This is a genomic window from Algibacter mikhailovii, assembly GCF_014651495.1.
In the GTDB taxonomy this organism is placed as follows: Bacteria; Bacteroidota; Bacteroidia; order Flavobacteriales; family Flavobacteriaceae; genus Algibacter_E; species Algibacter_E mikhailovii.
This window is the reverse complement of the sequence record NZ_BMWZ01000006.1, coordinates 351786-373269: the sequence shown is the minus strand read 5'-3', so window position 1 is coordinate 373269 and position 21484 is coordinate 351786. Positions and strand designations below refer to the sequence as shown.

The 21484-nt window shown below is 33.8% G+C and carries 12 protein-coding genes; 1 reads left to right on the top strand and 11 read right to left on the bottom strand.

The genetic code is table 11. The features are described 5' to 3' along the window. Positions 1-4 precede the first annotated feature (4 nt). The 11 genes from IE051_RS14185 to IE051_RS14135 all read right to left on the bottom strand — a co-directional run bounded on the left by IE051_RS14185 (position 5) and on the right by IE051_RS14135 (position 19108). Complete coding sequence (locus tag IE051_RS14185; RefSeq protein WP_189361774.1) at positions 5-1528, bottom strand: ATP-binding protein; 1524 nt, start codon at positions 1526-1528, stop codon at positions 5-7. A 9-nt stretch (positions 1529-1537) separates the two neighbouring features. Next, positions 1538-3097: a DNA cytosine methyltransferase gene (locus IE051_RS14180; RefSeq protein WP_189361772.1), complete on the bottom strand. Its 1560-nt coding sequence runs from the start codon at positions 3095-3097 to the stop codon at positions 1538-1540. 946 nt (positions 3098-4043) lie between these two features. After that, complete coding sequence (locus tag IE051_RS14175; protein ID WP_189361770.1) at positions 4044-7490, bottom strand: DEAD/DEAH box helicase family protein; 3447 nt, start codon at positions 7488-7490, stop codon at positions 4044-4046. Between the two features lie 64 nt (positions 7491-7554). Then, on the bottom strand, positions 7555-8409 hold the full coding sequence (locus tag IE051_RS14170; RefSeq protein ID WP_189361768.1) for an EcsC family protein: 855 nt from the start codon (positions 8407-8409) through the stop codon (positions 7555-7557). An 85-nt stretch (positions 8410-8494) separates the two neighbouring features. Next, complete coding sequence (locus IE051_RS14165) at positions 8495-10000, bottom strand: HRDC domain-containing protein (protein WP_189361765.1); 1506 nt, start codon at positions 9998-10000, stop codon at positions 8495-8497. Beyond that, entirely contained in the window at positions 9997-11184 is a 1188-nt protein-coding gene (locus tag IE051_RS14160) for a restriction endonuclease subunit S (protein ID WP_189361763.1), read from the bottom strand. The genes IE051_RS14165 and IE051_RS14160 overlap by 4 nt, the downstream gene beginning before the upstream one ends. Next, positions 11181-12656 (bottom strand): type I restriction-modification system subunit M, encoded by a 1476-nt coding sequence (locus IE051_RS14155; RefSeq protein WP_189361761.1) that lies wholly within the window; start codon positions 12654-12656, stop codon positions 11181-11183. The genes IE051_RS14160 and IE051_RS14155 overlap by 4 nt, the downstream gene beginning before the upstream one ends. Positions 12657-13073: 417 nt before the next feature. Beyond that, positions 13074-16133: a hypothetical protein gene (locus IE051_RS14150; RefSeq protein WP_189361759.1), complete on the bottom strand. Its 3060-nt coding sequence runs from the start codon at positions 16131-16133 to the stop codon at positions 13074-13076. Between the two features lie 536 nt (positions 16134-16669). Continuing rightward, the gene (locus IE051_RS14145) at positions 16670-16969 is read right to left on the bottom strand and encodes a PAAR domain-containing protein (protein WP_189361757.1); all 300 of its coding nucleotides are present in this window, start codon (positions 16967-16969) and stop codon (positions 16670-16672) included. 13 nt (positions 16970-16982) lie between these two features. Beyond that, positions 16983-18776, bottom strand: coding sequence for a type VI secretion system tip protein VgrG (gene vgrG, locus IE051_RS14140; RefSeq protein ID WP_189361755.1), 1794 nt, complete (start codon positions 18774-18776; stop codon positions 16983-16985). Between the two features lie 29 nt (positions 18777-18805). After that, positions 18806-19108 (bottom strand): hypothetical protein, encoded by a 303-nt coding sequence (locus tag IE051_RS14135; RefSeq protein ID WP_189361754.1) that lies wholly within the window; start codon positions 19106-19108, stop codon positions 18806-18808. Between the two features lie 1162 nt (positions 19109-20270). Between IE051_RS14135 and IE051_RS14130 the strand changes: the two genes are divergently transcribed. Next, a complete protein-coding gene (locus IE051_RS14130; RefSeq protein WP_189361752.1) occupies positions 20271-21446 on the top strand; it encodes an HYR domain-containing protein in 1176 nt (391 codons plus the stop codon). The last annotated feature ends 38 nt before the right edge of the window (positions 21447-21484 follow it).

Genomic DNA, 21484 nt, shown 5'->3' with positions numbered 1-21484 from the left:
TGATTTATTTGAGTATTGCTTTTATATTTTCCGGTAAAGAAGAGTAACTAAATCCTAAGTGAGGAATTATTTCTTCCCTAATCATTTCATTTGTTATACCACTAGATAATAATTCTAAAATGTTTTTATATAGTTCTTCAACACTTAATCCATCCTTTTCTTCAATGCCCAGAAATTCCTTTTCTTCATGTACATGCCTAATATTATTTACTCTGGTATTAATCATACGAAGGAGAAGATTTAATTGGGAATTTTGTTTCTTATTAAGAGATTCTTGAAGATTTTTTACCAGCGGAAAATTATTATTCACCTCTAATACAGATCCTTTGTTTGAATAACTTCTCTCGAATAGTTGAATATGATTTTGAGACTTTGTTCCAGAGAATTTTCGAATACCCCTATTATAGTATTCTCTTTCTGCATCAATTTTTAATTCTTGTATATAATCTTCAAAGGCATTTCTTAGTTCATGTGGCACTACAATTTGAGATTTAGCAACATTAAGATGAAGTAAATGATCAACACTATTTCCTACCTCAACTCTAAGTCTAGCTAATTGAAGTCTAGGTGCTTTTTTAACAATTCCATTCCAACCTCCAAATAAAATAATTCTATCTGCTCTGTAAATGTAAAGGCCTTCCATATCCATTAAACCTCGATATCTAGTGGTCCACTTAGTAAGGCCTTTTTTACTTTCTGATATTGCTCTCGACGGCAAAACAAACCCTTCAATTTTTATAACATCAGATCTAAACGAACTTTGTTTGGGTTCAATCTGCCTAAAGTCTTTTTCTTCCTCTGGAAAAGGGTTAAATGGACTGACAATTGTATTATTAATTCTTATTTGTAAGGGGCTAATAGTTTTTTCCATAAATCTATGGAAAACGAGTGCAAGATAATCAGAAGTAACCTCAGTTATTTCCCTTTTTAAAGCATCTTTCCTATTGCCTTCTTTTAAATAATTTTCAAATTTATATAGTCCCTCCCAAATCACAATGGTGTTCGGTTCATAATCTTCAAAACCGTTTAAAAATGCATTAGATAACTGATTATATTGATACATTAATCTAGCAACTTCTTCATCCGAATTAATTATTATTTTCCAACCATTAGTTTTTAAAAAACCAACATCCCATGTTCTACCAAAATACTTTTTTTCATCTTTCTTTTTTGATAAGACTGTAAATTTTCTTGTTTGAGAAAAGGATGCTGTTTTCATGCCTAAACCAAATCGTCCTAAGTCTGAATCTGACCTCGAGTCTTCAGGTGAATTGCTTGGGAATTGCATGTTTTTGCTTAACTCCTCTTCTGTCATCCCATGACCATTATCTGCTAAAAACAATTTAAATGGTTCTGAATCTGTATCAATTAAAACCTCTATTTTATCAGCTTTTGCTGAAATAGAATTGTCCATTAAATCTGCTAACGAAGTTTCTAGACTATAACCTTGTTCTGCAATAGATTTTATAAGATATTCCGGATGGGGAGATGCATCTTCACTTATTATTTTGGTTTTTAACTGACTCATTTAATATTTTTAAGGATTTAATATATTGCAAACAATTTCTGAAATCTGTAATGCCAAATAAGGAGGTACAGCGTTACCAACTTGGTGATATTGAGCTGTTCTACTTCCCCTAAAAAGATAATTATCTGGAAACGTTTGGATACGTGCAGCTTCTCTGACTGTTAAAGACCTGCATTGGGAGGCATCATAATGAATAAAGTAGTGTCCATCTTTTGATATATGACTGGTAACTGTAGTTGCTGGTCTGTCTGGAACCTGAACCCTAAATCGATCTGCAAATTTACCAGAAGCAACATTGGCGTGGTCAGGTAATAAATCTTTACTATGCTCAGCGTAATCATTTAAACGTGGAAATGTACTATGTTTTTCAACGTAAAGACATGCAAATAAATATCGCATTAAATCTTGAGTTAGATGTGTCCTAGATTCATGATTTACAAACCCTTTTAGCCTTTTATCTATATACCAATCCTTTAAAATATGGTTTCTAGAGATTCGGTTATTGGCCATTACAAATTCTGAACCTTTACCTAATTCTATTTCTTTTGGCCCATCAGAAAGCCCGTTTAATCCCAATTCTCCCCATACTTTTATTTGATCTATGTTTTTTGACATTTCCCTTAGCCAATTAACACTGCTGTCAGGGATATTTTTATATAATCGCTTGGGATTACCATTCTGATAAACTTCGGTTGAATGATAATGCGTAAATCTCCTATTTAAGCCACTTCTCACTTTTGGAAGATTGCCTATTACAGATTTTAACGTAACCTCATTCTTCTCATTTAAATATTCTCCTTTATGGCAATAATCCTTTCTAATTCCCAAAAGAATAACTCTGTGTCTCATTTGAGGCACACCATATTTTTCTGATTTAATTAGAAAATCTGAATCTTTTGTTATTGGCTTAACCAATGAATGAATTTCATAATTGTTTCCAACTTTTAAATCTCGTTTCATCCAGTCAAAAACTTTGTCACCATCAACTTTTGCAGACAAAAGTCCTTTAACATTTTCCATAACAAAAACGGCAGGCTTGTGTTTCTTTATAATTCTTAAATATTCTTCGTATAAATACACCCTATGATCCTCCTTACTTATACCACCAACTCTAGATCTTCCAACATTAGAATAGGCTTGACATGGCGGTCCGCCAATCAACACCCAGTTCTTATTATTTTCTAATTGGTCTTTAATGATTTTATCAACTGTTTTTGCGGGCCATTTTTCAGAACCTAATTCAATCAGTTTAGCTTCCTTTCTAGCAATTGTGCCCTCATCATAGCTATCTAACATTTCTTCAATAAGAATTTCTCTTTTTGATAAATCAGATTCCTTTAAAGCGCTATAATAGTCCTCAGGAACTCTTTTGTTGTTTTTAACGAACTGTCTATAAAAACTTCTTAATGTTAATGTTTTATGGGCATTAATGTCTTTTTCTATGGAAAGTTTAATATCAAAAACAGACTCACCGTCGTTATTCTTTAATGACATAAAACCTTCGCCTAAACCTCCTGGTCCTGCAAATAAATCTATTATAGAAATTTTATTTTTTTCCTTTTTCCTCATAAAAAATGTAAGTAAATATAGATGAAAATAATTTTCAAAATAGTGATGTAAATCATATTTTCACAGAAAAACTATATCCTCTGCAGATACTAAAAATAATTAAATAAATGAGATAGACAGCTGAGAGTAGTATGTTTATTTAAGCAAATCTCTAATACCCTTACATTCAATCTAGTCACTTTTTACTCATACCGAGATATGATCTATGTCCCCATCTCATTCATTACAATTTTAATTAAATATTTTAGCTCAAACTTCTTCAATTATTTCTAATAATTAATTTTCCCAACGATTGCTTCTTTAGCCTGAACTACGAGACTAATTTCCATGAGTACATGTATCAAATGGTCTTCCTTAAAATGCATTTATTCCCTATGAACTTGCCTCTCATTATGAAAGTGTGTATCTACAAGTACTTTGGCCTTATGACATTTTTGAATTCCAGAAGTGCAGGCTCAATACTTTGATTAAAATATATTTGGCGACTATAAAAAAATATTTTACTAAATGATTACGTTCAGCCACAACTCCCATACCAATCAGCCAATTCAATTATTTTGTACCACATCAGCACTATTCTTTTGACCTGTCTTATTAGTTGGTTAGTTGCAGTATTTATGATGTTGTAATATTTATGACAATGTATAACAAAATCGAACCCTTTAATTACGGAAAACCACATCAAAGAAAAAAACTTGTAAATTACAAGAGCTTGCCCTTTCGACTTTCCCAAGAATTAACTAATACAAGTCCATTATACGATACTTTATTTTGTAACGATTATGGTATTAAACTAATCAATCACCTAACATCAAAAAAGATATTTAAAAAGGTATTATTTCCACTACTATAACGGTGCTCCGCTGTGTAATTGCAATACATTTATTCAAATTCAACCAGCCTTCACCATATTAAACTTGAATATAGAATAGAATTAAACACCATCTTAAGCCACCACTGCATTTCCATTTATGAGGTCAATTATCTTTACAATTTTAATTAGATCTGCATCATTATCAAACACACCACTTATGCCTTGATCATTAAGGTCTGTGAAGGGTGGTTCATAAAGCATGGTTTTATCAATTGTGCCATTCTTTGACAAATAAGAAATGATAGTTTTTATAAAAGTCATCTGGTCAGCCCTTAGGTTTCCTACTTGTAAAAATTCAGAAAAAGCTTCGTTTAGTGTTGCTTGTTCCAGTCCTGTTATACTTCTAATAAAAGCTCCTAACGGCCTTTCTCCATACTGTTTTATAAACTCCTCTTTTGTTCCAGCAACACCTTCAGCAAAGAGTATTTTTTCTAATTCATCAAGCTCTGCTTTTGTTATTGGTAAGTTGGTAGACAACTTATGAATGGTTAGATGATTCTTATTTTTTCTAATGTAGCTTTCCACCCGATCCTTATAGGATTGCAGACTTACATAAGAAGTCACAGGCTCTCTTGCTGTAATACCATCATAATCTAATACATCCTCAAAATGTGTGTATACAGGCTCTTGGGTTTCTGTTTCTAGATACTTTATTAAATCTCTTAAGGCAACTCTAAGCTCATCAAGTTTCTTAACATTAATGTTAGCCCAATAGTGATCTGTCTGCACTTCTTTAATAAGGGGCAAATGCAATGCAACCTGTGGGATATTATCCTTCTTCTCTAAAGCAGAAGCAGTTCTAAAAATCTTACCCATATACTTTGCTGTATCTCCAGAGCCTGTAAGAAGTACTATTTGATACACCAATACTAACATATCAAACCTTCTGGCTAGCTCATCATCGCCTTTAGAAGGTGCTTGCAAGTGAGATAAATGCGCATTAATCTCTTGGATATCACTTTTTGAAAGGTTTAACCACTTGTTCTTATTACTAAACTCTTTTACGTGCCTAAGTTCCTTTCTGACTATGAATCTATTTTCATCTAGATTCAATATTGTTTTATGTAATTCTGTTAAGTAGCTATCCCTTATTTCAATCTCATCTGGTGTTTTATCTGATAAGTGTGTAATCAACTGAGACACTTTTAATTTAGCTTCAAAGATCTGCTGTTGCAGAGGTTTCATATTCTTAGCGGAAGCACCATCTGGATGCTCATCAAAAAATTCAAAATTCTGACAATAATCAAAAATTAGAAATTCTTTCTTTTCTTCTCCTGGTCCAAATAAATCTGGACATAACCTAGTGCCACGACCTATCATCTGCCAAAACTTAGACGCACTCTTAACCATTTTAAAGAATACTAAATTAACCACTCTTGGCGCATCTACCCCCGTATCCATCATATCTACAGACACAGCTATTTGTGGTTCTTGCTCCTCAAAAGGGTCTGCAAACTTCTCTAAAAGATCTTGTGCTTTAGTTTCATAGTTATCAATTACTCTTAGAAACTTACCGGCATATTCCGGATAATTCTTATTAAACCTTTCTTCTATAAAGACTGCATGTGCATGGTTCTTTGCAAAGATTATGGTTTTACCTAGTTTATCTCCACCGCTAACCTTTATACCATCATTCATTAAATGCTCCAATACTTTGTCTACAGTATCTGTATTAAAGAGCCATTTATTAAGTGCTGCACTACCTATAATCTCTGGTGCTTCTTCATTGGTAGGGTCTCCAAACTTCTCTTCATATTCTTCCTTCTCTCTGTCTGACAAATCAGCATATCTAATACCTTCTCTCTGGAATTTAAGCGGTACACTAATAGATTTTGGTGGCACTAAAAAGCCTTGATCAACTGCTGTGTTTAATTCATATGCAAAGGTTGGGTTATCATCTTCTATTCCGAAAAGCCCATAAGTATTACGGTCAATATCCTTTTTAGGTGTTGCTGTGAGCCCAATAATCATAGCGTCAAAGTATTCAAAGATGGCTCTGTACTTTTGATACACACTACGATGTGCTTCATCAATGATGATTAAATCAAAATGACCTACACCATAGAAACGTTCATTATCCGTTTTAACCTTATCAATTTTGTTTATTATGGTTGGATAAGTAGAGAATACTAAACGTGTACTGTTATCTTCCTTTTCTTTAGTTAAATCAATACTTGAGAGTTCTGGTAAATGTTCTTTGAACGCATTTTTAGCTTGTGTTACCAGTGCATTTCTATCTGCTAAGAATAGGACTCTTTTTGCCCAATTGCATTTGGTTAACATATCTACAATAGCAGCAGCAGTTCTAGTCTTCCCACTACCCGTAGCCATGACTAACAAACTCTCTCTATTAGAACCTCTTAAGCTACCATCTTTTGCATTTACTATAAGATTCTCTGAAACCCTTTTAATAGCTTCTAACTGATAATCTCGTCCTGCAATATCCATATTAACCTTAAAGTTTCTAAGGTCTATTCTGGTGGTTCTTCTATCTACGAGTAACTGAAGTTCGTCTTGAGTATAAAACCCTTGAATTTCTCTATCTACATAAAAGGTATCATCCCAAATAAAGGTTTCAAATCCATTGGTATAAAAAATGACTGGACGTTGCTCATGCATTTGCTCTAAACAATCTGCATAGAGTTCTGCTTGATGCCTTCCTTTTCTAGCATCTGCCATAGTTCTTTTAGCCTCAACAACAGCCAAAGGCTTTCCATCCTTACCCCATAGTACGTAATCTACATAGCCTATACCTGAAGGATTGGTGCTTACAGGCATGCCTTGAACTTCATATTCTAACTCTCTTCCCTCTGTTAAATCTTCCCAGCCTGCTTCTTTAAGTAATACATCTATATAGAGTTTTCTAGTAACAGACTCTGGAATAAGTATCGGAATAACTTTATCTGGATCTTTTGTTTTTTCTCTGGAAACTCTACGTTGTGTAATTTCTATTTGCTGAGCCTCTAGTTGCTTTTGTAATAATTCTATTTGAGCTGCTTGAGCTTCTAGTTTAGCACGTTCCTCCTTGTCTTTTTCTCGTCTTCTATCCAATTGCAACTCCAACTGCTGCAAAGTCTTTAGGGTTTCTTTCTGCTCATTTCCATCTGGTATTTGCCCCATATTGAAAGTAGGAATATTGACTTCCTCCTCACTATAATAAATCCCTATAAAGCTTAAAAACCTAAACAAGTTTTTTATACTAGCAATGGACTGATCATGTGTGATGGTTTTACCATGTGCAGCAGCATTACCATTGAGGCGCACCAAATTAATTTCCCTAAACATGGAAGGCTTGATGATCTCTCTAAAACACTGTTCATGAATTAAGCTGGATAGTTTGGTATCATATGGCCATTCCAATTCTTCATCATTCTGATAGAGCCATTGTAAAGCTTTTTCCAAAGCACTTCTAGATATCATAGCACTTGCCTTTGGAGATGTTAAAGTAAGCTGTTCAGCTTCTTTAGCCTCCTTAAAGATTCCAGGCCATTCTTTGTGCAGAAATTGAAAGTTACTCATGATATCATTATTATTCTATTAACTCTACTTTAAAAGCCATTAATCTAGGCTATGCAACATTCATTCATTGTTTCAACTTTATATTTTCATAAGTTGTTTTAACCAATTGTTCTCCATAATTACGCTCTAAACGTCTTAAGGTAAAATGTGCTGTTGCCATTTTCTGAAAATGGTTTATAAAGATTAAGTTGATTGTACTACCTCCTATTGCACCAGCTATAGGTACCGCCTGAGCCACAAATTTCTCAGTAATTAAAACACTTAATCTAGATGCAATTTGAGTCATAAATTTTGTGACCGCACTAGATCCTACAGCACTTGCAGTATTCACAGCAACATTAATGGCAGATTTAATACCAGAGGCTGTTATTTTATTCATAGTTGAAGACAAAGCTGCTCTTGTCATATAATAACTCGTGTCAATGCCATCATCATGTTCTGATTGACCTCCCAATGCAAATACCTCCAAACACTGTAATTGCCCTTCTAGTGAATAAATATCTTCGCCCTGACTCCTTGCAATGTCTAAAATAGTACGCATTAAGAATTTGGTGGTTAGCGTCATTTCAGCAATAAATATGGTGGTTCCAATACCAGTAGTTGATCCCAAGAATCCTCCTGCTGCTCCTGTACCAGCAACAACGGTTTTATAGGTTTTGTTGGAAGGCTTTTTAAATGCTTTATTTCTTGATATGGTCAGCAAATTTGCTTTTAATATACCATTAAGCATTTTTTCTGTAGACGTTTGAATTAAGGTTAAAACCCTGTTGGGCACATATTGTATCCCTGTTTCTAAGGTGTTTCCTAATTTATTAACGCCTAGTATCGCCCAACTCAAATTCTCCATATCATTTTTAGCCTTCTTAATAGCTTGAAGGTCTTGATCTGAAATGATATGTTTATCAAGTTGTGAACTCATAATTTCATTAACTTCTTTCTAGTGTCTTTTTTGACAGACTATAAAACAAATCTTGTACTTTATTTAGTAATTGAAAGTTACTCATTTATACCTCACTAAATATTTGATTAATCTCATTAATAATCTCACCACCGAACCAATCAACCTTAGTCGGACCCAGTCCTTTAAATTCTAATAGTTGATTTTTATCTCTAGGCTTAAACTGAACTATATCAGTAAGTGTACTATTTCCAAAAATCCAGTAGGGTTTCATCCCCCTTTCTCTACTTAATCGTAATCTAAGCTGTTTGAGCTTATCAAATAACTCTTCTTCCTTTTCATTCAGTTTATATGTACTTGATTTCTGTTGTTGAGAGACTTTATCTGCCTTTAATTTTACCGAGCCTTCAACGCCTTTAAACCTACTAATTATAGGCAAGAAATGCATAGCATATTGCTCAACTTTCTTTAAACCAACACCATTTAATTCAAGAAATTCTTCTCGGGTCTCCGGCAGCCTCTCACACATTTCATTGAGTGTAGCATTACTAAATACGCGAAAAGCTGCTATGTTCTCCTTTCTAGCAAGCTGTATTCTTTTCTCTTTAAGTAATTCAAATAAACCTTTGCTATCCGCATGGGCCTCTTTACCCTCTGACGTGGTAATTATGACTTCCTCCCCATTCGGTTTTACATGCTTGGGAAAATGAACTTCAATATTATTTAGTTTAGCATAATAAACTAAGGTACCTAAACTTATAGAGCCATTATTTCTGTCGTTGAGATGCTTGTACTGCCTATCACATTTTGCTTCTTGATAATCAGGGTTACATCTTGATAACCTGTGGTAATAATCACGTCCTGCGTCTCCTAATGTACTTGATAAGGCGTACCCAACCCTTATCCATGCTTCATAACCCACGGTGATATCAATATTATTCTTTTCTGATTGCTTAACTATTTGTTCAATGATATGCTCTTTATCAGTTTCTACAAGGTTTAGGTGTATTGTCTGAGCTTGTTCTTTTTTGGTTTCTTCTTGTACTGGCATGAAACACTCATCAAAAACTTCCGAAAAAGGATTGCAATAAATATCAGGATCATATGAAAGCAACATACACCTAGCAACGTCTTTACAAGAAGGATCAATCTCTATATTATAATTGTTCAAATAATATTGTTCTAAGGCATAATACTGCTCTAAATGCGTAGATTCACTAGGATTAATCTTAACTATAGCCTTTATACCTTTTCCTCCTGGGCTTCTGAATGCCACATAAGTAAACTCATCTGAAGTCAGTTTTTTGAAGGTTTCATCATAATTTTCTACGTGGTCAATATCAATTTGTATTAAACCACTATGATCTTGAAGTCCTTTACTGTTTCTTTCTGTGAAGATTCCTGAGAGGGTTACCAAAGGGATTTTAGACTTCTTTATTTTATTGTATTTCTCCTTGTTATCACTTACTCGCAGCAAGTCTATATCCTCCTTTATATAGCCGTATTTGACGACCTCAATGAGCTCATTTATATCCAATTCTCGCTGTGGCGATTTACTTGAAAACAAATTCTCGTAATAGGAAAAATTATATTCTGAATTCGTTAAATTCATGCAGTTAACTCCCCTTTAAATGCTTTTTGTAATAAGCTATTAAACAAATTTTCTGCTTGTGCTAAACTAGCTTGTGCTTGTGCTTTTTGTACTTCTATGGCTATAATACTATCTGTAAATTGGTTTTGAATTGACAATTTAGGAACTGGAACTTTTATTGAAGCTAAAATTTTTTGATTAATATTTTGAATATTTGCTCCTCTTCCTCCCTGAAGCATTTGTTTTTTGAAGGATTTATTTCGAAACAGCTGAGCTAAATATGAAGGGTTGATTTTAGGAGAATCCACCCTATATCTAATACAAAACCCACTGAATGTAACCTTTCTGTTGCCTGAAGTGACTTCTACACACCTACCAACTAATGCTTTATTTCCATTTGATCTAACAAAAACTAAATCCCCATTTTTCAGAAGATAACCTTCAGATGGTAAAGAGTTCAATTCAATACTAGATAACGTGTCTAAATCATCTATTTTGTATAAGGATTTAAAATCTCCAACACCAAGGTATTTAAGAGTAACTCCTGATTCATCCCTACTAAAATTTAAGCCGTTTTTGAAAGAACCATAGTCAACAAGTGAAATTATTTCCCACCCCTTCGGATTAGTAACAGGATCCCCAAACATATCCAGAAAGAGGCTTTGAGTTAGCTCCTCATACTTAGTAATAAGTGCTTTTGTTTTTTGCCTGTAGGCATCTGCTGCATCTAATATGGCTGCTATCTTTTTTTGTTGGTCTAGTGGTGGGAGGGGGATTTTAAAGTTTCCAATTGCTTTAGTACTAATATTAGGCTGTGCTGCACCTCCAGCTTTTCTAAATATTTCAGATTGTAAAACTGATAAATAATAGTAAAAGTATTTATCATCGAGATCTTGTGACACTCCACTTTTTAATAAACCAATACGTTGATTTAATAAGCCAGGCTCATCTTTAGTATAAACACCGTATTTTCCAGTGGTAGCACCAGATAAGGCAACAAGTACATCTCCTTTCTCAACTTTGAATGCACTTTTACTATTTAAATATTTAGAATCAACATATACAGTTTTATCATCAAAATATACAGGTCCATTGTCAAAACTAGATATTCTTATTAGAGGAGTTCCTTTATCTTGGAACTCAGAACTCTTAAATGCATAACCATTCTTAATATCACAAACATCCCCTAAAGAAACTTCCCTCATCTTAACATCTCTTTTAAAGTTGTTAAAGCCTTAGTTCTTTCTTGATCAAGTTTTTCAATATCCTTTATGATATCAGCAGGAGCTGCATATTCAATTTCTTCATAGACTATTTCTTTGTACCTGTTTATAGATAAATCCCAGTCATTTTCCTTAATTTCATCAAAAGGCACTAGGAAGCTTTTATCTGTTTTGGCTCTTTCTGTTTCTTCTTTAAGATTATGGTATCTATTTAAAAGGTCAGGGATATCATTGTCTTTTATATCATTACGCTTATCATCTAAACTATAGCCATCTGCTTCCATGTCATAAAACCACACCTTATCTGTACCACCTGTACCCGTTTTGGTGAAGAATAGCACCGCAGTACTTACCCCTGCATAAGGCTTAAACACCCCACTTGGCATAGAAATAACAGCATCTAATTTATGATTCTCTATAATTTCCTGTCTAATCTGTTTATGAGCCTTTGAGCTTCCAAACAACACGCCATCTGGCACAATTACAGCAGCTCTACCACCTGTTTTAAGCATTCTAAGCATAAGCCCTAAAAATAGTAATTCTGTCTTCTTAGACTTTACGGTTTTCAGTATAGAATTTTCAACGGCATCATAATCTAAACTACCCTTAAATGGCGGGTTAGCTAAAATGAGAGAATATGCATTTCTTATACTTCCTGCACTTTCACTCAGGGCATCATTCTTCATTAAATTGGGACTTTCTATCCCATGAAGTTGCAAGTTCATGGCGCCAATACGTATCATGGTGTCATCAATCTCCACCCCATTAAACATGGTGTTATTGAAATGGTCTCTAAACGTTTTATCTAAAAACCAATCTTCATGATTATCTCTAAAATATTCTCCTGCTGCCACTAAGAACCCTGCTGTTCCAGAGGAAGGGTCACATATGATATCATCCTTTTTAGGCTGCGTCATATCCACCATCATTTTAATGATGTGTCTTGGCGTTCTAAACTGTCCATTGGTACCTGCTGAAGCTATTTTAGAGAGCATGTATTCATACAAATCCCCTTTGGTATCTCTATCATTCATATTGATTTTATCAATCAACTGAACCACTTGATCTAACAGTCTAGGGGTTGCAATGATAAAAGTCGCTTTACTCATGAATTCAGCAAAAACGCCTGCTGTATTTCCCACTTGTTTCATATGGTCAAACACAGTCATATCTTCTACCATAGGTTTGGTAAAGACATCAAACATAGACTGCGGATCCTTGTTTTTAAATGAGCTCCACCGTAATTCCTTTTGCTCTGGTGTGAAAATGATATCCTTAATAGGGATGCCCACCATATTAGCTTTCTTTTCTTCTAAAAGTTGACGTTCATCTAATCTTCTAATAAAAAGTAAATACGTAAACTGCTCTATAACAGATAAGGGGTTAGAGATTCCTCCTGTCCAAAAGGCTTCCCATATCTTATCTACTTGTGATTTTAATTCTCCTGTAATCATGCGTGTTTTTGTAGGTTAATATTACTGAAGTAAATATATGCTTTATACCCATGGATGAGAAACGTTTTTTAGTTGTTTTTTAAAAAGTCGATATCTTTTAAATGAGTATGGAGTTCCTTTTGCGTATTAACTATGTTTTCTTTAAGCTGGGTTAAATTTCTGTTCAAAAACTGAACTTCGGTTTTTAATTTATTCAGATAAAATAAGTGTGATGATTTTTCTTTTACTTTCGTAATTATGCTCTTATTGTTCATTAAAAAAACAACTTAAATCATGACTAATTAATCAATCGTGTTCATTATAAGTTTTAGCTGTTTTTATTCTTCATCAGAAAAATTAAAATCTTCGAACATGCTTTAATAAATTTATGGTTTAAAAAATTGCTTCAAGGAAAATGTTTATACAACAACCTAGGTATCAACTCATATCAACAATCAACTGTGATATAATAATATCCTTAATCTCCGGTTTTTTACCATCTAAATAACTTTCCATTTCAAAATTTGAGGACTCTTTTAAAACGATAAGTTCCAGAAATCCTGTGGTATTATCTACCAAACCTGGAGCTAATGCCTTTGAAGCAGCAATAAACAAGTGAGGTCCCATAAAACGGGTATAGTCTTTTCGTATAGCTATAAATCCTACGTTCACATCATTTATCGTATCTGTGAGTTCCGCCCCAAATTCTGACAATTTCTTTATGGCTATCTCCGGATGATTTATGGCAGTCTTTTTTAAACCGGAAATTTTGGTTGCCGACTTAATCACCTTACTGACGATGTTATGTTCTTTACTCACCAAATTCTCTAACTTTCTAATAAAGTCGGAATCATTAACCATCATGTTAGTAATTTCCCTTATGCTTGTTTGCACGTTGTCAAAATCATCAGCAGATCGCCGTACATGAGGATCTGGATCAAGTCTCAATTTATCCGCCAATATCATAATATTTCTACCCAAATTTGCGGTTACCTTACCTGGTCTCTTAATCAAATCACTGTAATTATAATGTATATCCTTAACTACAGGAAGGGACGTATAAAGTAAAATAACTTGAAGTTTCTCTCTATTATAATTTTTTGTGAACATCTCCTCGTTTTCGTACGCAAAAGTTTGAACAAGTCCCCGCATACTCTTTTGAATGGCAGAGGAAACTTCCTTATATTTTTTATCTTTTTTATTACTTGGAGCACCCATCCAGGCATTAGCAATTTGTGGTGGTATTTTATGGGTCATCGTAATCAATGTCTTGCCAAACCTTTTCTTTCCATTGGCATTAAAATTTTCAATATCGTAATCCATTTGATTTATCCATTGATCAGTTGTCAGGTTGGTAGTTTCTGAAAATGAGTGCTTAAGATTAACCTTAATAAATGGTTCCACTATTTGTTCTAAATGCCTTCTTCTTAATTTTTTATCCTGTACTTTAAAATCAAAAGATACTTTTAGAGACTCCTTTTCTAAACCAAAAGAATGTCCTTTCTTTTTTCCGAAATAATTTCCTGTTAGTGAAAGTTGAATCAACCTTTTGTTGCGTCGGATCGTATCGCTCGCGTTTAACTCATACATAATCAATCTACCATCCTGTTCATCAATAAATGTCCCTGCTGCTATAGATTGATTAATTCTACTAAAATTCCGTTTTGCCCCTGGTATAAGTAATGAGAGCGTTTTTTGTTTTTTAATTCTATGCGTTAAAATGCCATTATTCAAATGAATACCCTTGATTTCAGTATTTGTCATAAGCTGGCTATAATTGCCATCGAGAGCTTCTTCAAGTATATCACCAATTTGAGCGTTCTGTGCAAAATTAAAATGAGCATCAATAAGGGCACTGTACTCCTTTTGTTTTTGATAGGTATACGCAAGTGACATACCATATTCTCGCTGTAGGGCCGTTTTTACCTTTTCAAAAATTTGTACAGCATTATTTTCAAAGTTACTAATATAAGCATCTATTAACCTTAATTCATCAGCAAGATCATTTTGTGTTAAGCTAGTAAGTTTTCCTTTTAGCCAATCTCCTAACTCTTCTAGATTTCCTGATTTTGCAGCTTTTCTAATACGATCTAGTGACAGCTTCTCAGAGATCTTTTTATGAAGGTTTTTGATTAGTTCTTGAAAATCTAAAAGTTCTGATAGCTTCCTAGATTTGTCCTGAAGTTTATTTACAAGCTCCTGTTCAGCAACAATTTCAAATAAATCATCAAATGGCACAATTGCACTTAATATTTGCCCAAATTTAGTGTCTTGAAATCCTGTTTTCTCCAGTTTTTCCTCTAAAAAATCTGCTACGTCCGCTGTACTTAATTTTTTAAAATCCTCTTGTACCTTGCTCAAATCTACAGATGCATTATCTTCAATTAATTTCAAAATTGCACCACCACCTTCACTACCAACAGCGTCCCATTTGTCAAATAACGCTATTAACGTTTGATTTGCTTTTTTAAAAGTAGTTGTACCGGTAATTTCTTTTAATAATTGATTAGTAAGTCCATGTAATTTTTTTTCCGCTACATCTGGGTTCACCCATTTTCTGATATCCTCAAGGATCTGAGCATGATGTATTCCAATGGTTGCCTTTATGATATCATTTACCGAAAAGTCATCAAACTCGTTAAGATCGCCTTGGACTGAAGCATTTAATCCAGCTGCAAAATTCCAGCCATTGAGCCTTCTTTTATTAAGATGAAGATGTATAACTTGTCCTTTTTGGGGTCTACTGACAATAAGTGTGAATTCACCTGCAATATTCAATCCAACCTGCATTAAACCGCCTAGCCTTGTTTGCAAACCCAAAGTCCCATTAAAATTAGGATTTTGAGATTCAAATGTCCAATCAAAATCAAAACCAACCTGAGCGCCAAAATTCGTATTTAATGTCCCTTCTCTTTGCATAACTAAATAAGTCCCTGGTGCAAGATCCTTCGCATTTTGAACTTGTTTAGGAGATTGTAGTTCACTTATAATACCAACAATTGCCTTTTTAATTCCAATAGTTTTTTTTAAGGTAACAATTACTGCGGCGCGCTTTTCTTCATTACCGTCTACACTAGCTGACAATTGTACCGAACCTAGAGGCCACTCGCCTTCAACATCCCCGTTAATGAAATATCCATATGAAAAAACACCATAAACGGATTTATCATCTAGATCTGGTAAATCGAGCCCTAATTTATCTTTATGTATCAAATCTTTTTTAACATCTTCTGCCTTATCATAAATGCCAATTCTGAGATTAGCACCGGCATTGCCAGAAATACTCACGTTTGGAACTTCCTTAAATCGGAATTCTTTTACGGGACCAGAAGCAGTAATTCCTCCTTCAGCTATAACAATAGGTAATTCAAGTTCCTTTAGCGTAGTATTCTGTGCTATATCCAGAAACAACTTTTCGTCTATTCCTGAGGATAACTTTATTCCCATACTTAACTGATCTTGAAATAAATTCTTGTTTTTATCAAATAGTAATTCCATATGATTTTCGGTTATATATTAATTAACTAATCGTTTCTAAATTGATCTCCTTAATCAATTTTCAATATTCTTTTTTGATACGCTTTTCAAAAGCATTCAAACTTTGGGTGAGGTAGCTTATAGAATATAAATGGAATTATTAACCTATATTAATGTTTTTATTGAACCACTGCCTTACTAAAAAGGTCTATAAAATCCATTCCAAAAACCTAAGAATTTGTCACCAAAAAAACCATTAATCAAAAAAGGGAGAGACCACTAAAGTACTAGTGGTTAGATAAATATATAAAAAAAAGCTAGAACATAATCGATTTTACACATATTCCGATATAAATACTGACATTCTAAATTAAGTAAGTCTGATATTAAAAAAATTCTTTTGTGCGGATGAAGCTTCTTTAAAATTTATTGGTATCACTAGCATTTAACAAAAATAAGAGTCATAATCAGTCAGATAATCACTTTGTGTCATATTGCTAAATGAAGGTGAAAATGTCAAGTCCGTCATAAAAATGATTTATTTACTTTCTTCATTATTAACCGCCAATCATTACTGTTGGACACCCAAGTACAATACTACCGCCATGAGCGGTGGAATCACCCATTCTTGCTGCTGGCTTACCTCCTATCATAACCGTAGCAGACCCCTGAACAATTGTATCAGGAGGTCCAACACAAACCAAACTATCTCCTAAAACAGCAGCAGGCATTTTTCCAATTAAAACATTTGGTGAGCCCGGTCCTAAAATAGGACCTCCAACATGAGGTATTGGAGGTAACCCCGGAGTAACCATTGGGCAGGCATGCATATCAGTTAATCTTGCAGCAAGTGGCATAGGTTCTTTCTTTTTAGTTTATCATTACCATGGCCCCTTTTACAGTAGTCTGGCCAGAAGCAGATAATTCTGCTGAGGCATTACCTTTGGCTGTAAACGAGGTTTGAGCACTATGTGTAATACTTAATCCATCTAAGGTAGCATCGGCGGTGGCTTTCATTGCTAAATTAGAAGTCGCAGTTAGGTTTATATTGCCATCTGCTTTTAAATTTATATCTTTTGGTGTATTCATTGTTATTCCTGAATCATCCATAACAATGGAATTTTCATTCATATCTTTAATACTCACATTTTTATTTTTATCATCAAGTACAATGGTATTATTTCCGGGTGTCGCAATGGTCAAGATTTTATCTTTATCATCAAATTTAATATGGATACCAGACTTTGAATATATAGATTTAAATTGATTCTTTTCATCTGGTGTTTCCTTGGGTTTATTTTTACCATTGTATATCGCCCCTGTTATTACTGGAAATCTGGGATCGTTATTCATAAAAGTAAGAATGACTTCATCATCAACCTCTGGAAAGAAAAAAAAACCTGCATCACCTGAAGCATAAGGAAATGCGATTCTTGCCCAAATTCCATCTTCTTGTCCTGTTCCCGTAAAGGTTGGAAGTGTCACTAAAACCCGATAATTATTATCAGGATCCTCATATATTTTTTTAACTTTAGCAATCTGAGTACCTGTTAATGCAGGCATCAACCCAGACGCTCCCATATCTTCAACATCTGGTAATGCGGCATGTAATTTTGCCGATTTGCCAACATATAATTCCGTTAGCCACGCTCCATCTTGTAAAGCGTGAATTACTTTTGAAATGTAAGCCTTCCCATTAAATCGTTCGCTAAATTCTGAAAGCTTAATGATATCACCAGGAATGATTTTAGTATTTCCTGGTACCGTAATTTTTCCTTGAATTTTTTCTAGAATAGCCCTATTTGCTTTAGACTCTAACCATGTCTTCATTTCTTCTTTATCCATGGATGCCGATGAAAAACTATCTGAAGAATTACTTAGGTTTTCAGACAATTTTTTAGCACTTAAATTACCTTGGCTTAAGGTATCATTAACATTCGCTGAGATTGAAACAATGTCTTGGGTGCCAGAATCCCAAGATGACATATTATAGGTTCCCGATATGTTCTCACTTTCCAGGTTTAAGTCTATATCAATAACATATTGAGAAGATTTAATTTCATATTTCGGCTCCTTACTAAAATCATTTTTTACTATACTAAGCTTATTCTGATACGTATGAACAAGCATATCATTTGCTTCGGCCCTAACCACAATATAATCCCAGTCTGAACAGTTGTATTGAATTAATACCGGATGTTCTTGTTTAGTAGCATCCATTTCAAAGTCCAAGCTATATTTAGAAGCAATACTTTTAATAGCATCTGAATCTGTCTTATTTTGAAAAAAGGCATTAAATCTGCCTTGAGTCATATTTATAGCCTTATCTTGACATATAACAGTAAGTTGAGAAACTTTTCCTTTTACTTTGAGTCTTTGAGAAACAATGATGCCCTTAAACACTTTTTTGGTAGTATCAATATAACCAAGAGAAATTTCAATATCACAACCAGGTATAAATTCTTTTCCTTCACTATGTGTAAACCCTTCGCCAACAACTCCTATAGCTCCACCATCTTGAATAACAATAGTCGCTGATGTTATTCTATTGACTTCCATTTCAACGAATATCTCTAGAACTTCTACAGTATCCTTTATTTTTATTCCATTGATAAGAATATCAAAATCAATAATACCGTCTACTTGTTTTAATATTTCTGCCATAATTATTCTCTTTTACTTAATAAGTAACTTTATTGCACATAAATATGTGCATAATAAATGAATTGTTTCTTTTGATTTTTTTCTGAAGACACATGTTCCGCAGAGACATATTTTAAAAGTTTGACTTTGGGTTTATACAATTCCTCTGAAAAGAAAAAATCTACTAATTGAAAATTGTCTTTTGTATATTCTTGAAAAGGGATTTCATGCTTTGAAGAGAATACAAGAGCTTCCGTATTGGTTGACATGATTTGTTTTTGTTTATCAAACACTTTTACATTTTTCTTATTAATGCTACTCAAATTATCAAAATTTTGAAGCTTAGAACTCATAAAAAAGTATTTCTAAATTGTAGCTCTGTTTTTATAATTCACAATATAATTTGCAGCACCATTCTTATTATAATCAGCGTATAGAGCATCTGTAAATAACACAAAAACATGACTATATTTTAAAACTTGGGCATAAAATAAACGAGGTTAATTAAATCCTTAAAATAGCTATTAATGTAATTGTAGGAGAGTTAAACAATGTACTAAATATTTTTTACAAAAAAAATTCTTTAAATAGTTTGCTGCGTACACTAACTTCTTAAAATCAGTTTCACTTTTATAAATAGAGTGCTTTATAATTAATGGAAAAGCTTCTTAATAACTCAGAATTTAGGTTTATATTTAGACTATTATTATTACTAACAATTGTGAACCCAAACTGAACACGATTTGGAACACGATTTAGAACACGATTAGCAAAACAAAAAATTACAAAGTATTGATATTCAATCATTTATAATTTAAAAAATTATTCTGATTGGAATTCATAACTCGGAGGTCGCGGGATCGTGCCCCGCTCTCGCTACAGTTCATAATCAGTTCCAAACTAACGGTTTAGTTCACACTAAACCGTTTTTTTAGGCTTACATTTAACGACATTATTACCGCCTGCTTTCTATGAATCGGTTGTAATGGTTAATTTCAATCCAGATACCTCTTGAAAACTCCTATCCATTTCTTCATCACCATTAAATTTTAATCTAAAATAAAATGCCGATGGCGGCAGATAATCACGTTGAAACAAGCCTATATAGGCGGAAGTTTTATCTTTTTTTTAGCCATTAGCAATAGTTAAACCCTCGTGTTTTGTTTCTATACCCTCTATGGCGACCTCATTACCTTCTGACTTCAAATCTGTAGTACTAATCTTGATTAGCCATGCATACAAAAGGGTTCATATCATGGTGGGGTTACCCCCCTTCATCTAATAATTATATAACCTCGTTTTGACCTTCAATGGCATTCATTTTAATCTTAGCGTGCTAATCCCAAAAACTATTATTTTTGGCAAAGCCCCCTTTCTTAATCTTGACATTGTTATTTTTTACCATGCCATGCATATGTACCTATTAGTACATCTGTTATAGTTCTAAATACATATGTAGAACTACATTTAGCTTTTAAAAATCAATTTTGTTATCTAAATCAGAGCCAACTTAACATGTTAGAAAACAAAGCTAATTTCTTGGTGATCTTATCAATATGTACTTTATTCATTCATTGTAGTAGTCATGACGAACCTAATGACATCAAAGAATCTATTGATATAACACCACCAACAATACAATGTATTTCAAATATAGAATCAAGTGTAGATACCTTTACCAATGAAGCTATAATAACATACGCAACTCCAATTGGTACTGATAATAATGAAGGGAGTATCACAACACAAACGGCTGGAATAGCTTCAGGAGAAAAATTCCCTATTGGAACAACAACAAACATATTTCTTGTTACTGACGCAGCTGGTAATTCAGCTGAATGTAGCTTTGACGTTATTGTTACAAAGAAAGCCCCATCTACTAACATGCCCTACTTTGTTAGTGTTAATCCTACCCCAGCAGAAAAAAAGTGGGCTAAGGTTGAGAACTTATCAGATGAGTTCAACTCAAATATCTTTGATGAAGTCAAATGGAAAAATACAAATCCTACACAATGGATAGGAAGAGCTCCAGGATTATTCAAAAAAAACACCGTTTCTCAAGCTGATGGTGCTTTAAGACTTACAGCAGACATATTGCATACTCCCGAGGTTGTTAACGGTATGACATTCACGCATGCAGGCTCTAATATTACCTCCAATGCATCTGCAAAAGTAGGTCAATACTTTGAATGCAGGATGAAGGCTAATAAAACGTTTATGTCTTCAACATTCTGGTTAATAAATGTAAAGAATGAAGGCTCAAATTGTGACAAGAGAACAACTGAACTTGATATTCAAGAATGTGTTGGCCAAATTACCGGTACGGATAGCTGGACAAAAGATAAAGACCGAAAAATGAACTCTAATACACATAGTAGAAATACGTCGTGTGTAGAAACCCCAACTGGATCTGCTGGTAATGATATGCTCTTAGACACAAAAGCATCTGAAGATTATCATATATACGCTGCCTGGTGGAAAAGCTCCACCGAAATTGAGTTCTACCTTGACGGCACTAAAGCATACACTGTTACTCCGCCAGCACATTTCAATTTAGACATGTATATAAGATTGGTGGTTGAAACCTATAACTGGAACCCGGTTCCGGCTGATGGTGGAATGACCGGATCAGTTGAAGATAGAACTACCTACTATGATTGGGTAAGAACATGGAAATTAGAAGATTTATAGAAATATAATTGGTGTTTATTTTAAATCGTTTTAGCGTT

Excerpts from the sequence above, each read along its gene's own strand:
- IE051_RS14185 (WP_189361774.1), bottom strand. The coding sequence starts at position 1,528 with ATGAGTCAGTTAAAAACCAAAATAATAAGTGAAGATGCATCTCCCCAT.
- IE051_RS14180 (WP_189361772.1), bottom strand. The coding sequence starts at position 3,097 with ATGAGGAAAAAGGAAAAAAATAAAATTTCTATAATAGATTTATTTGCA.
- IE051_RS14175 (WP_189361770.1), bottom strand. The coding sequence starts at position 7,490 with ATGAGTAACTTTCAATTTCTGCACAAAGAATGGCCTGGAATCTTTAAG.
- IE051_RS14170 (WP_189361768.1), bottom strand. The coding sequence starts at position 8,409 with ATGAGTTCACAACTTGATAAACATATCATTTCAGATCAAGACCTTCAA.
- IE051_RS14165 (WP_189361765.1), bottom strand. The coding sequence starts at position 10,000 with ATGAATTTAACGAATTCAGAATATAATTTTTCCTATTACGAGAATTTG.
- IE051_RS14160 (WP_189361763.1), bottom strand. The coding sequence starts at position 11,184 with ATGAGGGAAGTTTCTTTAGGGGATGTTTGTGATATTAAGAATGGTTAT.
- IE051_RS14155 (WP_189361761.1), bottom strand. The coding sequence starts at position 12,656 with ATGATTACAGGAGAATTAAAATCACAAGTAGATAAGATATGGGAAGCC.
- IE051_RS14150 (WP_189361759.1), bottom strand. The coding sequence starts at position 16,133 with ATGGAATTACTATTTGATAAAAACAAGAATTTATTTCAAGATCAGTTA.
- IE051_RS14145 (WP_189361757.1), bottom strand. The coding sequence starts at position 16,969 with ATGCCACTTGCTGCAAGATTAACTGATATGCATGCCTGCCCAATGGTT.
- vgrG (WP_189361755.1), bottom strand. The coding sequence starts at position 18,776 with ATGGCAGAAATATTAAAACAAGTAGACGGTATTATTGATTTTGATATT.
- IE051_RS14135 (WP_189361754.1), bottom strand. The coding sequence starts at position 19,108 with ATGAGTTCTAAGCTTCAAAATTTTGATAATTTGAGTAGCATTAATAAG.
- IE051_RS14130 (WP_189361752.1), top strand. The coding sequence starts at position 20,271 with ATGTTAGAAAACAAAGCTAATTTCTTGGTGATCTTATCAATATGTACT.